At 61.3% G+C, this 14,233-nt stretch carries 14 protein-coding genes; 7 read left to right on the forward strand and 7 right to left on the reverse strand.

What is annotated here, in order from left to right; genetic code table 11:
• Positions 1-113: 113 nt before the first annotated feature.
• The gene (locus AC3WKX_RS16400; protein ID WP_087695182.1) at positions 114-1,499 is read left to right on the forward strand and encodes an MFS transporter; all 1,386 of its coding nucleotides are present in this window, start codon (positions 114-116) and stop codon (positions 1,497-1,499) included.
• Here the strand turns inward: AC3WKX_RS16400 and AC3WKX_RS16405 are convergent.
• Positions 1,423-2,226: a SirB1 family protein gene (locus tag AC3WKX_RS16405; RefSeq protein ID WP_003212796.1), complete on the reverse strand. Its 804-nt coding sequence runs from the start codon at positions 2,224-2,226 to the stop codon at positions 1,423-1,425. The genes AC3WKX_RS16400 and AC3WKX_RS16405 overlap by 77 nt on opposite strands.
• A gap of 186 nt (positions 2,227-2,412) precedes the next feature.
• Here AC3WKX_RS16405 and AC3WKX_RS16410 point away from each other — a divergent pair, with 186 nt between their 5' ends.
• Positions 2,413-3,432, forward strand: coding sequence for a Leu/Phe/Val dehydrogenase (locus AC3WKX_RS16410; protein ID WP_010176963.1), 1,020 nt, complete (start codon positions 2,413-2,415; stop codon positions 3,430-3,432).
• 6 nt (positions 3,433-3,438) lie between these two features.
• Here AC3WKX_RS16410 and AC3WKX_RS16415 read toward each other — a convergent pair whose 3' ends face one another.
• Positions 3,439-4,746, reverse strand: coding sequence for an acetamidase/formamidase family protein (locus tag AC3WKX_RS16415; protein WP_102605173.1), 1,308 nt, complete (start codon positions 4,744-4,746; stop codon positions 3,439-3,441).
• A gap of 217 nt (positions 4,747-4,963) precedes the next feature.
• Between AC3WKX_RS16415 and AC3WKX_RS16420 the strand changes: the two genes are divergently transcribed.
• Positions 4,964-5,689, forward strand: coding sequence for a dienelactone hydrolase family protein (locus AC3WKX_RS16420; RefSeq protein ID WP_102605174.1), 726 nt, complete (start codon positions 4,964-4,966; stop codon positions 5,687-5,689).
• Between the two features lie 245 nt (positions 5,690-5,934).
• On the opposite strand, the gene AC3WKX_RS16425 is transcribed toward AC3WKX_RS16420, so the two are convergent.
• Positions 5,935-6,195, reverse strand: a complete 261-nt coding sequence (locus tag AC3WKX_RS16425; RefSeq protein WP_003212789.1) for a YebG family protein — start codon at positions 6,193-6,195, stop codon at positions 5,935-5,937.
• A 305-nt stretch (positions 6,196-6,500) separates the two neighbouring features.
• On the opposite strand from AC3WKX_RS16425, the gene AC3WKX_RS16430 reads away from it, so the two are divergent.
• Together AC3WKX_RS16430 and AC3WKX_RS16435 are read left to right on the forward strand one after the other, a co-directional pair.
• Entirely contained in the window at positions 6,501-6,758 is a 258-nt protein-coding gene (locus AC3WKX_RS16430; RefSeq protein WP_008438570.1) for a DUF6124 family protein, read from the forward strand.
• Positions 6,759-7,045: 287 nt separating this feature from the next.
• The gene (locus AC3WKX_RS16435) at positions 7,046-7,534 is read left to right on the forward strand and encodes a phosphate-starvation-inducible protein PsiE (RefSeq protein WP_003212783.1); all 489 of its coding nucleotides are present in this window, start codon (positions 7,046-7,048) and stop codon (positions 7,532-7,534) included.
• Here AC3WKX_RS16435 and AC3WKX_RS16440 read toward each other — a convergent pair.
• The 3 genes from AC3WKX_RS16440 to AC3WKX_RS16450 form a co-directional block, all read right to left on the reverse strand.
• A complete protein-coding gene (locus tag AC3WKX_RS16440; protein ID WP_003212781.1) occupies positions 7,531-7,848 on the reverse strand; it encodes a DUF3509 domain-containing protein in 318 nt (105 codons plus the stop codon). The two genes, AC3WKX_RS16435 and AC3WKX_RS16440, sit on opposite strands and share 4 nt — an antisense overlap.
• Positions 7,849-8,148: 300 nt before the next feature.
• The gene (locus AC3WKX_RS16445) at positions 8,149-9,444 is read right to left on the reverse strand and encodes a serine/threonine transporter (protein ID WP_102605175.1); all 1,296 of its coding nucleotides are present in this window, start codon (positions 9,442-9,444) and stop codon (positions 8,149-8,151) included.
• Positions 9,445-9,504: 60 nt separating this feature from the next.
• Entirely contained in the window at positions 9,505-10,881 is a 1,377-nt protein-coding gene (locus AC3WKX_RS16450; protein ID WP_008438553.1) for an L-serine ammonia-lyase, read from the reverse strand.
• Between the two features lie 137 nt (positions 10,882-11,018).
• Here AC3WKX_RS16450 and AC3WKX_RS16455 point away from each other — a divergent pair, with 137 nt between their 5' ends.
• Both AC3WKX_RS16455 and AC3WKX_RS16460 read left to right on the forward strand, forming a co-directional pair.
• The gene (locus AC3WKX_RS16455; RefSeq protein WP_003212775.1) at positions 11,019-11,966 is read left to right on the forward strand and encodes a LysR substrate-binding domain-containing protein; all 948 of its coding nucleotides are present in this window, start codon (positions 11,019-11,021) and stop codon (positions 11,964-11,966) included.
• 211 nt (positions 11,967-12,177) lie between these two features.
• Positions 12,178-12,588, forward strand: a complete 411-nt coding sequence (locus AC3WKX_RS16460) for an HPF/RaiA family ribosome-associated protein (protein ID WP_003212772.1) — start codon at positions 12,178-12,180, stop codon at positions 12,586-12,588.
• A 72-nt stretch (positions 12,589-12,660) separates the two neighbouring features.
• Here the strand turns inward: AC3WKX_RS16460 and AC3WKX_RS16465 are convergent, their stop codons facing one another.
• Entirely contained in the window at positions 12,661-14,169 is a 1,509-nt protein-coding gene (locus tag AC3WKX_RS16465; RefSeq protein WP_102605176.1) for an MFS transporter, read from the reverse strand.
• Positions 14,170-14,233: the final 64 nt, after the last annotated feature.

Genomic DNA, 14,233 nt, shown 5'->3' on the forward strand with positions numbered 1-14,233 from the left:
GTGTATCAGTCAGCAGATGTATTGACTGGCGTACCGCTTTCGCGAGCAAGCCCGCTCCCACATGTGATCTTCAGCGTGTCCAAAATATATAAAAACAATACAGGTCCCTTGCGATGCACAATCAGATTGCCAGCTTTCGTGCGGCACTCGACGCCCGTCCGGTGTCGCGCTATCAGTGGTTGATTCTCCTGTTGCTGGCACTGTTGCTGGTCACCGATGGCTACGACGCCCAGGTCCTGGGCTACGTAGTACCGGCGCTGGCCAAGGACTGGGGCCTGGAAAAAGCCGCGTTCGGCCCGGTGTTCAGCGCCAACCTGCTGGGGCTGACGCTGGGCTCCCTGGCCGTCACGCCGCTGGCGGATCGCTTCGGGGTGCGGCGAATCCTGCTGTGCTGTGTGTTGATCTACGCCAGCCTCACGGTGCTGATGGTGTTCGCCAACTCTCTCAATACCTTGATGGCCGCCCGCTTTATCTGCGGCATCGGCATGGGCGGTGCAATGCCCAGCGCCATGGCCCTCATGTCGGAATACTCACCACCCCGCCTGCGAACATTGATGGTGACGCTCGCCGCCTGTGGCTTTTCTTTCGGCGGTGCGGCCGGAGGTTTTGTCGCGGCCGGGTTTATCGACAGTTTCGGCTGGCAGGCGGTGTTCCTCGCCGGTGGTGTGACGCCATTGCTGTTGTTTCCGTTTCTTGCCTGGATGTTGCCCGAATCCCTGCCACGCCTGCTGCGTGATGCACCGCCGTATGCGCGCCTGCAAAAAGTCACCGCGCGAATGCTGCCAGGCTGGCAACCGCCGCCAGCGAGCGAGGCTGAAAACCGCCAGGAGCAAGGCAGCAAACTGACGGTGGTGGAGCTGTTCCGCCATGGTTATGCGCGCCCGACCTTGCTGCTGTGGGCGACGTTTTTTGTCAGCCTGATCCTGCTGTATTTCATGATCAGCTGGCTGCCTTCGCTGTTGCTGGAAAGCGGCCTGGGCCTGAACGAAGCCAATCTGGTGACCTCGATGTTCCTGTTCGCCGGGACACTGGGCGCCATCGGCATGGCCTGGTTTGCCGACCGGCTCAAAAGCAAAGTGCGCCTACTGTCCGGCGTGCTGGCAGCGGCTGCGGTGTGCACCATCCTGCTGGGGCTGAATCACGACAATCCGCGCTATCTGGTGGCCTGCGTGTTTGCTGCGGGCTTCTGCATCATCGGCGGTCAACTGACCCTGAACGCGTTCGCCAGTAACTTCTACCCGGCTCACGTGCGGGCCACCGGTACAGGCTGGGCACTGGGTGTCGGGCGGTTCGGGTCGATCCTGGGGCCGCTGTTCGGCAGCCTGCTGCTGGCGATGCACATACCGGTGCAGCAGATTTTCTTCTTCTGCGCGATTCCGGCGGTGATAGCGGCGTTGTTGATTATCCAGGTGCGCTCGCCAGTCAATGCACCACAGAGTTCGGCGGCAAATGCCCCAGCCGTTCGGTCAGGCGTAGACGCTGGATCGGGTCTTCGCTGAGCATCAATGCGTGTTCCAGGTCAAAACGCTCGGCGTTCGGGCAATCCAGGCGCTGATACAAACTGGCCCGGGCCAGGTAATCGGCGGCGCTGGCATTGCCCAGCTCCAGCACGCGTTCGGCATCCACCAGAGCGGCCAGGTGGTCGTCGTTGGAGAGGTGCAACTGCCGCAGATTACGCGACAGCCGTTGCAGGATCGATCGCGGCTCGGCGGTGTGCAGGTGGTCGGCCTGCAACTTGAGATTGGGCCCGTATTGGCGGGTCAGCAGGTCGCGGCAATCGTTGGGGTACAGGCGTCGGCCGCCGCAGGGGTCGAGCAGGTGATCGGCGCCCGGCACGCGCAACAGGAAGTGCCCCGGGAAGTTGACGCCGACCAAGGGGATGTCCAGGCGCCGCGCCAGCTCCAGGGCGATCAGCCCCAAGGCCAGTGGCTGGCCGCGTTTACGTTTCAACACCTTGTCCAGCAGCGCGGCGGCGGGGCGCAGCGGGGTGTGGTCATCCTGGGCGAACCCCAGGTCGTTCATGCGCCGCAGCAACGGTTGTCCGAGTTCATCCGCCGGCAGCATCGGCATGCTGAGGCTGACCAATTGCTGCAATACCTTGAAGTCCTGCAGGATGGCCAAGGGGTCCACCGCCGGGTCGTGCTCGGCCGCCATCCACAGCGCGGCTTCAAACAGCGCGGGCGGTGAGCGTTCCAGGCAGGCAAAAAAGGCGTCGCGGGGCTTCATTGGGTTCTCCGGCGGATGTCTCGTTTTAGCCTTGCTGTGAACTTTCGTCCAGTGCCTTAAGACAGGTCCTACCTGTTTATGTCGCAAACCCTTTAAAACCGGTGGTCTTATTCCTGCGCGCTTCAGCAGGGTTTCGCTGGCAGTCCTATACTTGGCGCCTACCAGAAGTGATTCGGGAGCTTGACGATGTTTGCGCTCATGCACAGCACCCGCCTTGAATCGCTGCACCTGAGCGTTGACCCGGCCACCGGGTTGAAGGCGGTCATTGCCATCCACAACAGCCGCCTGGGTCCCGCCCTTGGAGGCTGCCGCTATCTCTCTTACCCCGACGATGAAAGTGCCGTGGCGGATGCCGCGCGCCTGGCCCAGGGCATGAGCTACAAGGCCGCGCTGGCCGGTTTGCCGGTGGGTGGCGGCAATGCGGTGATCATCCGCCCCGCCCATGTGGAAAGCCGCGCGGCATTGTTTGAAGCCTTCGGCCGCTGCATCGAGCAGTTGGATGGCCGCTACATCACCGCCATCGACAGCGGCACCTCGGTGGCCGACATGGATTGCATCGCCCAGCAGACCCGCTATGTCACCAGCACCACGGCGGCCGGCGATCCCTCGCCCCACGCGGCGATGGGCGTGTTCGCCGGCATCCGCACCACCGCGATGGCTCGCCTGGGCAGCGATAATCTGGAAGGTCTGCGCGTGGCGATCCAGGGCCTGGGCAACGTCGGTTATGCCCTGGCCGAGCAGCTGCACGCCGCCGGGGCTGAATTGCTGGTGAGCGACATCGACCACGGCAAGGTGCAACTGGCGATGGAACAACTGGGTGCGCACCCGATTGCCAACGAAGCCTTGCTCAGCACTCCGTGCGATATCCTTGCGCCCTGCGGTGTGGGCGCGGTGTTCAACCGCTACACGGTCGCGCAGTTGCGATGCGCAGCGGTGGCCGGCTCCGCCAGTGCGCAACTGACCAACCTGCAAGTGGCCGATCAGTTGGAAGGGCGTGGGATTCTTTACGCGCCGGACTACGTGATCAACTCCGGTGGGCTGATCTACGTGGCCCTCAAGCACGGCGGCGCGGAGCTGGAAACCATCACCGCGCACCTGTCGAACATCGGCACACGCCTGACCGAAATCTTCGCCCATGCCCAGGCTGAAAAGCGCTCACCCGCGCGGGTAGCGGATGAGCTGGCGGAGCGCTTGCTGTACCGCTGAGGCGGGTCAAAGCTGATATTTCTCCCGGGCCAGTTGGCCCACGCCCATACGATCAAGGATGTGCATCGGGCACAGAATCGTGACCCGCACGGTTCCCGGCAGGCGGCTGATTTCAATTGAGCCGTTGATGGTCGCGCGGTTGCGCACTTCGTCGAGCGGCAGCCCGGTCACGGCGGCGGCGCGTTCCAGTCCGTTGTCTGTCGCGACGTTGAGATTGGTCCCACTGCCGATGAAGGTGATGGGCGCGTTCTCCTCGATCTCCACCTGGCCCCAGCGCTCCCCCAGTGCCTTCACCCGCAGGCGTTGCTCCGCGGTCATCGGGCGCGCCATGGGCGGCAGGTCATCGAGGTTTTGCAGCAGGATCGGCCCGTCCAGGCTCAGGCCCTTGATCACCTGCACCGTCAGTTCGGTTTCCCCCGACACATCGGTGGCATGCCCGGCAATTTCGCCATTGCCCTGTTGAGCATGCATATCGCCCATGTATACGCCGGCGCCGGGGACCTTCACCGGGCAGATCAGGATGCAGCCTTCGCGCACGGAATTGGTGTCCATGTGGCCATCGGTTTTCGCGGCGTGCAGTTCATCATGGGTCATGCTGTAGCGATGGGGCGCGCCCACCAGGTACTGGCCGAAGTCGCCGCAGTTGTGGGAATCCGGCAGATCCCGTGAAGGCGTGGTGCCGATGTTGCCCAGGAATGGGCGCATATGCGCGGCCAGGCCCGGGATATCGGCGCGGGCCAGGGACAGGATCGAGTGCTGGGCAGACAGTTCGGGCAGCGCCGACAGGTCCGATGCCTTGCCGGCCAGGCGATCCGCCACGGCCTGGTTGACCGTCAGGCTCACCTGATGCTCGGCATCCAGAACGATCACGTAACCATTGCTGAAACGAAACGCACTGACCTCGGCGCCACAGGCATCGCAACGAATGGCGTCATCGCCAATGCCTTCGACGTGGCTGGCGGGATGCTCTTGCCCGCAGTTGGAGCAGAACTTCGCGACGAACGGGTCGCCGTGGTAACGCCCTTCGACAAAACTCATGACCCCCGAGGACGTGGCCAGGGAGGTGACGCGCATGCGCTTGATCTTCAGCGCCACCGCGTCGCCGATTTCGGCGCCGGCGATGAACACGGGCTGGGTCACTTCATGGCCACCCTCAAAGGCCGGCGTGATCATCGGGCCCCAGCAACCGGGCGGGGTGCCGGTGATCAAGGTGCCACCGTCGGCCAGCGGGCCGAGCATTTTCTGGCTGGGGCCGAGCAGCCCATTGGTGTAGGAGGTGACGGTGAGACGGTCGACAGATGGGAGGTTATTCATTTTATTTTCCGGGCCCTGGGTGATTGAATGTTGAACAGGCTTCATCACTTAAGCGCCGATGTGTATCTGTCGTGTGTCGCGCTGCCGCGATTGCCGGTACGTGTGTATCTCAGGGGCATCCATACACACTCTGATACACCCGCAGTGGCGGACACGTGCAAATACAGATATCTCTGTTGCAGGCTTATTTTTTCAAACCCATCAGAACGAGGTTGGCATGTCCAAACAAACAGCAGGGCGCTCCAGCGGGCGCATGATTACCTTCAAACGCCCGGATGGCGCGGACGTCAACGGCTACCTGGCCAGCCCGGCGGTACTCGAAGGCGCGCCGGCGATCGTGGTGATCCAGGAATGGTGGGGCGTAAACGATCAGATCAAGGGCGTGGCCAATCGACTGGCCGAATGCGGTTACCGCGTGTTGGTGCCGGACCTTTATCGCGGCGCGTCGACCGTGGAAGAGGAAGAGGCTCACCACCTGATGGATGGGCTGGATTTTGGTGACGCGGTTTCCCAAGACATCAAGGGTGCTGTGCAGTACTTGCAGGCGGATTCGAAAAAAGTCGGTGTGACCGGTTACTGCATGGGCGGGGCGTTGACGTTGCTGGCGTTGAACGCGATTCCGGAAGTGGCTGCGGGCGTGGTGTGGTACGGCTTCCCGCCGCTGGAGTATCTGGATGCTTCGAAGATCAAGGCGTCGCTGATCGGGCATTGGGGCACGCAGGATGCCTTCTTCAATATCGACACCGTGGCGGAGCTGGAGTCAAAACTGCATGCTGCGGGTGTAGACGCGACTTTCCATCGCTACCTGGCGCGCCATGCGTTTGCCAACGAGACGGCGATTGGTGATGGTCGGATTGCAGACACGCAATACGATGCCGCATGGTCGCAACTGGCGTGGGACCGCACGTTGACGTTCTTCGGCAAGACCTTGTGGCAGGCATGACACATGTGAAAGGCATCAACGCTTAACCTGTGGCGAGGGAGCTTGTTGTGGTGAGGGAGCTTGCTGTGGCGAGGGAGCTTGCTCCCGCTGGAGTGCGCAGCGCTCCCAAGCTTTTGGGTCTGCTGCGCAGCCCAGCGGGAGCAAGCTCCCTCGCCACAGCAAGCTCCCTCTGCCACAGCAAGCGCCCTTGCTCAAAGCAAGCGCCCTCTGCCACAGCAAGCCCTTTCGCCACTACTGGCAATGCATCACTCAGCCGCTGGCTGCCCAATCTCCGCCAATGCACTCGCATTGTTCTTGAACGCCGCCGCAAACGCCGCGCGGTTCTTGGCCATGAAAATACCGGCATCTTCAGCCTGCTTCTCGCTCAAGCCTTCGACGTTTTTCAACAGCACTTCCATCAGGGACTCTGCCAGTTCAAGCATCTGGTCGTGTGCGTCGGCAAGTTTGCGATCCACGAATGTAGTCTCCAGGTCACGGGTACTGCGATACAGGGTTTCAACAGCCATTTTTCGGCCTCGTCATCGGTGCAGTATTGAAGGGAGTTGCCCTTGGTTCGAATGTCGCCAAGCGTTCTCGCGACTACTGTATTTATATACAGCTAAAAGCATAAGCCAATCCATGGGCTTTGGGTAGTGGCTTTTCAATGTAGCTGGCAAATGCTGGTTTGCCCTATCGGAAACTTCTCACAGGTTGGTGGGGTTGCAGGAGCGTCATTCAGTGGCTTACCTTCTCCGGGCTTCGCTTATGCGGTACACGAGTTTGGCGGCTCGAATTTAAGGAGCAAACATCTTGTAAATCCAAGGAATGCACCATGGTAAAAATGACTGCCTGTTTTTCTGAATCGCCTATAAAGCCGCCTACCGCGCTTTTCGCTGTGACCCCAAATACTGACACTGAAACATTACTCGCCAATGCCAGCGAAACCTTGAACAGTGCCCGTGAAATGGCCAGTAGCCTGGCTTTTGAGCTTGAAGGACCACAGCGAAGTTTGCTTCTGGCGATCCATCAACTGCTGGAAATGAGTGGTTTATTGGTCGATCAAGCGTTGGATCAAGTCGCCCCGACCTGACCTGAATCACCCGGTCACCTAGATGGATCGTTCCCACGCTCTGCGTGGGAATGCATACCGTGACGCTCCGCGTCACCCCTACCCGAAACCATAGGGCATGGGACGCGGAGCGTCCGGGGCGGCATTCCCACGCAGAGCGTGGGAACGATCATCAAGCAGCAAGATAAGTGCCTCATATCACCCCGCCACCATCTCACTTCCTGTTCCCTGGCCTTTTTTCTGCATGCAGAGAAACCGTCACGTCCAACCCGCATTATCCGGTCGAGCCGACCTAAGGAAGCATCATCGTGAAAATCAACTGGGCTGAAAACCTGCGCAAGACCGTGCACCAACTGGCCGAGTCCTTGGGAAATCTGTTCGTCGAGACCTTCCACTACCTGGCACTGTTCGCCATTGGTGCGGTGACCGCCTATGCCGCGGTGATGGAATTTCTGGGGATGCTGGAGACGGGGCACATCAAGATCGATGACATCTTGCTGCTGTTCATCTACCTGGAACTGGGGGCGATGGTCGGGATTTATTTCAAGACCAACCACATGCCGGTGCGTTTCCTGATCTACGTGGCGATCACGGCGCTGACCCGTCTGCTGATTTCCAACGTGTCCCACCACAACCCGCCCGACATCGGCATCATCTACCTGTGCGGTGGGATTCTGCTGCTGGCGTTCGCGATTCTGGTGGTGCGGTATGCGTCGTCGGCATTTCCGTCGGTGAAGGTCGAAGGCCCGCGCCGCAAGGGTGAAGCGAGCCTTGAAACAGAGAAGGGCGAGCTCTAGAACCCTGCGTTGAGCGGCGGCCTGCTGACCGGCGGCCGCTGCAGTACCTGGTGGCTGTCCCCATCGGTCATCACCGCCAATATCTCCATCGCGCTGTGCCCCTGCTCGATCGCAATCCCGAATTGCACACTCTGCACCAGCCGTTTCAGGCGCTGGGGGTCGTTGCGTTGTTCGGCGCTGATCATGCGTTTGGCCACGACGCCGTCTTCATCGGACAGGGTCAGCATGATGCTGCCGTCCAGCCGCTGGATGCTTAAATTGACCCGGTATTTCGGGGCGAAGGTGTCGGTGATGATCTGAAAAGGGTTGTCCATGGTGCGTTACCGCCTGATAAGAACATGCAGTCATTGACGACCGGTGTCGGGATTAGTTCGCGTTTCCTGACCACCGGCCATTCGCTCGCTGAGGTTTTCACAAGGTCCGTTTTCCTCAGTAGCTGTACAGCAAGGGGCGTGCCGTACAGCAATCTGCCTGCCATCAAATTTCCACTGTGGGAGCGGGCTTGCTCGCGAATGCGGTGTGTCAGCCAATGATTACTCGGCTGAACGACCGCTTTCGCGAGCAAGCCCGCTCCCACAGTGGGTGGGTGGTGTTTTTGAGTTCGGTGATCCGTTTCAGGGCATGACCGAAAAAACGATCGCAGACAGCGCAATCAAACCGATCAACACCACAAACACGTTGGACGCCTGGCCCGAGTACTGGCGCAGGGATGGCACTCGGCGGATGGCGTACATCGGCATCAAGAACAACAGGCAGGCGATGATCGGCCCGCCCATGGTTTCGATCATGCCGAGGATGCTCGGGTTGAAGGTGGCCACGGCCCAGCAGGTGAGCACCATGAACAGCGCGGTGCAGCGCTCCAGCCACTTGGCCGACATGCTGCGGTTGCGCCCGCGCAGGGATTTGACGATCAGGCCCTGGAAGCCTTCGCTGGCGCCGATGTAGTGGCCCAGGAAGGATTTGGTGATCGCCACCAGCGCGATCAACGGTGCGGCGTAGGCGATGACCGGGGTCTGGAAGTGGTTCGCCAGGTACGACAGGATCGAGATGTTCTGCGCCTTGGCGGCGGCGAGGTCAGCCGGCGACAGGGCCAGCACGCAGCTGAAGCAGAAGAACATCACCGTCAGCACCATCATGCTGTGGGCCATGGCCAGGATGCCGCTGCTTTTGCGTTCGGCTTGCGGGCCGTACACGCGTTTCTGGTCGACGGCGAAGGCGGAGATGATCGGCGAGTGGTTGAAGGAAAACACCATCACCGGGATCGCCAGCCACAAGGTCTTGAAGAAGGCCGGCACGGGCATGCCTTCGCTGGCGGAGGCGAAGAATGCGCCGTTCCAGTTGGGGATCAGGCTCACCGCCAACAGCAGCAGGGCGGCGACGAAGGGGTACACCAGCACGCTCATGGCCTTGACGATCACGCCCTGGCCGCAGCGCACAATGGCCATCAGGCCGAGGATCAGCACCAGCGACAGGATTGCCCGGGGCGGTGCAGCCAGGTGCAGTTGGTGTTCCATAAAGCTGGTCAGGGTGTTGGTCAGCGCCACGCTGTACACCAGCAAAATCGGGAAGATCGCGAAGAAGTACAGCAGGGTGATCAGCTTGCCGGCGCCGATGCCGAAGTGTTCTTCCACCACTTCGGTGATGTCGCCGGATTTGCCCGACAACACAAAGCGCGTCAGCCCACGGTGGGCGAAGAAGGTCATCGGGAAGGCCAGCAGCGCCAGCACGATCAACGGCCAGAAGCCGCCCACGCCAGCGTTGATCGGCAGGAACAAGGTGCCGGCACCGATGGCGGTGCCGTAGAGGCCGAGCATCCAGGTGGTGTCGTGTTTGTTCCAGCCTTGTGTAACGGTGGTCGGCGTCAGGTCTACAGCGGGATTTTCGGCAGCAGGTGTACGTACATCGGTCATCGTTATTGCCTCGTTATTATTTTTGCGCGGGCTCACGTTGGGGCGGCAGGAGTGCTCCGATCAGCACTCCACCCAGCTGACGGCCAGGCCGCCCCGTGAAGTTTCTTTGTATTTGTCGTGCATGTCGGCGCCGGTGTCGCGCATGGTGCGGATCACCCGGTCCAGGGAGATGAAGTGTTTGCCGTCGCCGCGCAGGGCCATTTGCGTGGCGTTGATCGCCTTGACCGCGGCGATGGCGTTGCGCTCGATGCACGGCACCTGGACCAACCCGCCAACCGGGTCGCAGGTCAACCCCAGGTTATGTTCCAGGCCGATTTCGGCGGCGTTTTCCAGTTGCTCCGGGGATGCGCCGAGCACGTCTGCAAGGCCGGCAGCGGCCATGGCGCAGGCGGAACCCACTTCGCCCTGGCAGCCGACTTCGGCGCCGGAGATCGAGGCGTTTTTCTTGCAGAGGATGCCGACGGCGGCGGCAGCCAGGAAGAAATTCACCACGTCATCGTCGGACGCGTCCGGGTTGAACTTCATGTAGTAGTGCAGCACCGCCGGGATGATTCCCGCCGCGCCATTGGTCGGCGCCGTCACCATGCGCCCGCCGGCGGCGTTTTCTTCGTTGACGGCGAGGGCGAACAGGTTGACCCATTCCATGGCCGACAAGGTCGAGGTGATGACGTTGGGTTTGCCGATTTCCAGCAGGCTGCGGTGCAATTTCGCGGCGCGCCGTGGCACATCCAGACCGCCGGGCAGGATGCCTTCGTGGCGCAGGCCTTGTTCGACGCATTCACGCATCACCGACCAGATATGCAGCAGGCCGCTGCGGATCTCGGCATCGCTGCGCCAGGCCCGCTCGTTGGCCATCATCAGCTCGGAAACCCGCAGGCCGTGCTTGTTGCACAAGGCCAGCAGTTCGACGGCGCTCGAAAAGTCGTAGGGCAATTGCACTTCGCTGGTAGGCGCGATGCCGGACTCGGCTTCTGCCGCTTCGATGATGAAACCGCCGCCCACCGAGTAGTACGTTTGCTCGCTCAACGGGCCGTTTTCGCCGTAGGCATGCAGGGACATGGCGTTGGGGTGGTAGGGCAGGCTTTCGTCCAGCAGCAGGAGGTCGTGTTGCCAGTTGAAGGCAATCGACGTGCGGCCGCCGAGCAGCAATTGGCCGGACTCGCGCAGTTGCTGGATGCGTGGGCCGATGCTGGTGGGGTCGATGCTGTCTGGCCATTCGCCCATCAGGCCCATCACACAGGCGCGGTCGGTGGCGTGGCCGACACCGGTGGCGGACAGCGAGCCGTACAAACGCACCTCTACGCGACGGGTTTCGTCGAGCAATTGCTGGTCGATCAGCGCTTGGACGAAGGTCGCCGCGGCCCGCATCGGGCCGACGGTATGGGAGCTGGAAGGACCGATGCCCACTTTGAATAGATCGAAAACACTGATAGCCATGCTAAACCCTTACAAGCAATGGAGTAGAAATCGCTGCCATGTTTTGTAGGACAAGCGGAATCGGCGCGATACTGAGCCTCTGGATCGGCACTGACCAACGAATTATCCTAAGACACCCTTTAGCAGGACTAAACCCTATGGCTCGCCCGCTTCATGGCCAGACCTACGTCTGGTTGCACGTTTTTTCCTGCGCGGCACGGCATTTGTCGTTCACCCGTTGCGCCGAGGAACTGCACATCACCCCGGGCGCGGTCAGCCAGCAAATCCGTCAGTTGGAGGAGCGCCTGGGCTTTCGCCTGTTCCATCGGCGCGCACGCGGGGTTGAGCTGAGTGCAGAGGGCCAGCGGTTGGCGATCACCGTGGGCGAGGCCTATGGCAGCATCGATGCCGAGCTGCAGCGGCTGGACGCCGGGATGATCAGCGGCACCTTGCGCCTGCGTTCGATCCCGTCGTTTCTCGGCAAATGGCTGACCCCGCGTTTGCCGCGTTTGCAGCAGCGCTTCCCGGATATCCAGTTGCGCATGGTTGCCGAAGACAGCAGCGTCGCCCTGCACGAGGGCGACTTCGACCTGGCCATCGACCTTAACGACGGCAGCTATCCCGGCTTGTTATCCACAGCCTTGCTGGACGAGCAGATTTTCCCGGTGTGCGCACCGAGCCTGCTGCGGGGGCGACCGCCACTGCATGGCCCCGCTGACCTGGTGCATTTCCCGCTGCTGCACGACATCACTGCCTGGCGTGGGAGTTATGAGTACGCAGAGTGGGAGTTCTACCTGAACGCCATCGGCTATGACGCCGCCGACGTACGGCGCGGGCATACCTTCAACCGCAACCACCTGACCATCGAGGCGGCGATTGCGGGCATGGGCGTGGCGATTGCCCGGCGAACCTTGCTCAATGACGAACTGGAACGCGGCACCTTGATCGTGCCATTCGGCCTCGCCGTTCCCAACCACAAACGCTATGTGCTGCTGTACGCGCCGGGTGCGTTGAGCCATCCGGGCGTGCGGGCGGTGCATGACTGGCTGGTGGAGGAAGCGGAGATTTTTCGCGGATTGCACCCGTTGGGAGAGGGGCAATTGTAAGGAAGTTGGCGGTAAGAAGATGTAACCAACTCCCCACCCTAACAGCGTTTTTGGTTGTAGTCAGGGTTAATTTGTAATGTGGGATTTATCTTTGCAAAGGGGTTGAAATGTTCCTCTGTCTGCTCAATTGTGTAATCAGGAGGTCATGGTTTTCACCCATCCGGTGAAGCAGGAATGGCCTTCGGCGAGCTAGCTGAAATAAGGGAAAACTATGCAAATCCAAGTCAATAGCGATAACCATATTGAAAGCAGCATCCGACTGGAGGAGTGGGTACGTACCACCATTGAGAGCACGCTCGAACGTTACGAAGAAGATCTGACCCGCGTCGAGGTTTACCTGCGGGACGAGAACGGTGACAAGCCCGGCCCACACGATCTGAGTTGCCGACTGGAAGCACGGCCAAAAGGCCATCAACCGCTTTCGGTCCTCCATAAAGCCGATACGCTGGAACAGGCGATCGATGGCGCAGCGACCAAGCTGGAGCATGCCCTGGAGCATCTGTACGGCAAACTGCGCGGCAAACCACGCGCCGCGGGTCAAAGCCTGCCCAATACCAAGGCCGACGAGGCCGAGCTAGAAGAGGAATTCCTGGAAAACGAACAGGCTGCGCTTAACGGCTGATAGCTGATACTTTTTTCAACCCCACTGAAAACGGGCCTGCAGATGCAGGCCCGTTTTTTTATGCGCAAAAGGTCAGCGCGGGCTGCGCCGGAAAAAACAGGCGCTCAAGGCCGCCAGTGCGCACGCTCCAACGCCGGCATACAACATGGCCCAGCCCGCACCGTTGCGCAGCGCGGCCTGGGCGATCAGTGGGCCCTGCGGCAACACGTCCAGCCTGCCGGCGGCGATGTCCTGACTGAGGGTGGCCAACTGTGCCGTGCCAGGCAATATGCCAGCCAGGTAATGAGCGATCCCGAGTATCAACACCAACCCCATCAACGCGATATTCAGCGCCAGGGTGATCAGCCTTGCACTGAAGTCGATGCCCGAGGCCATCCCCGCGCGGTCGGATGAAACTGATCCGGTGGTGGTGTTGGTGGTGGGCGAGTTGGTAAACGCCAAGCCGCTGCCGGCAATCCCACAGGCGATCAGGACCCATACCACACTGGGCTGGCCGCTATGATTGATCGCCGCCATTGTCACAAACCCCACGCCCATCAGGCCCAGGCCCAATGGAATGATGCGTTCGGCGCCATAGCGCAGGGCCAGGCGTTCAGCCAGCGGCGGCACCACCAACGTGGGCAGGGTATAGGCGAGCAGGGCGAGCCCGGTGAGCATGGTGTCGTAGCCCAGGCCGGCCTGGAAATACAGCGGCAGGTAGATCATGAAGGGCCAGAAGCTGAAGTTCATGCCGATCGAGCCCATCAGTGCGCCGTTGAAGCGCGGGATGCGAAACACCGAGAAGTCGAACATCGGATGCGGGCTGCGCCGCTCGACAACCACGAACAACAACAGGCTGCCCACCGACAACCCGGCCCAACCGAGCATGGCCGGGGTGGCAAAGCCGCTCTCGGTGCCCTGGGTGATGAAATAGACCAGGGCGAACACTGCCAGGGTGAGGGTGGCCATACCGGCTATATCGAGGCGATGGGCCGCCGGGTCACGGGATTCCTGCACGCTGATGCGCAGCAACACCAGGGTGAACAAGGTCAACGGCACATGCACCAGGAACACCCAGCGCCAATCCGCCACCGCCAGGATCAATGCCCCCACCATCGGCCCGAAACCCAGGCCCACCCCGGCGATCACGCCCCACACCGCAAAGGCCCGGGCCCGGGTCGCCGGCTCGCGGAACTGGTGCGACAGGATCGCGAACTGGCAGATCATCATCGCCCCGCCACCCACGCCCTGGACAAAACGCGCCGCGATCAGCGTGGACGCATCGTTCGCCAGCCCGCAGGCGAGCGAAGCCAGCCCGAATACCCACAGGCACAGCACCAGCATGCGTCGGCGGCCAAAACGATCGGCCAATGTGCCGGCGGCCATCAGCACGCTGGTGCAGGCCAGGGTGTAGGCGTTCATGATCCATTGGGCGTCCTGAAAGCCGGTGCCCAGTTGCTGCTCAAGGGTGGGCAGGATGACCGGCACGCTGGAAATCTCCAGCCCGAACATCAGCGCCACCAGGCACACGGCGGTGAGCGCAAGGCCGTCCCGGGCGGTACGTGGCGGGTTGATGGCAGATACAACGGCGTCGGGTGGCATGGCCTCTTCCTTTCAATGGGGGAAGGTGTCATTTTCACGGGAATCTGATTCTTTATTAGCGATA

It is taken from the genome of Pseudomonas sp. GP01-A4, from assembly GCF_058780865.1.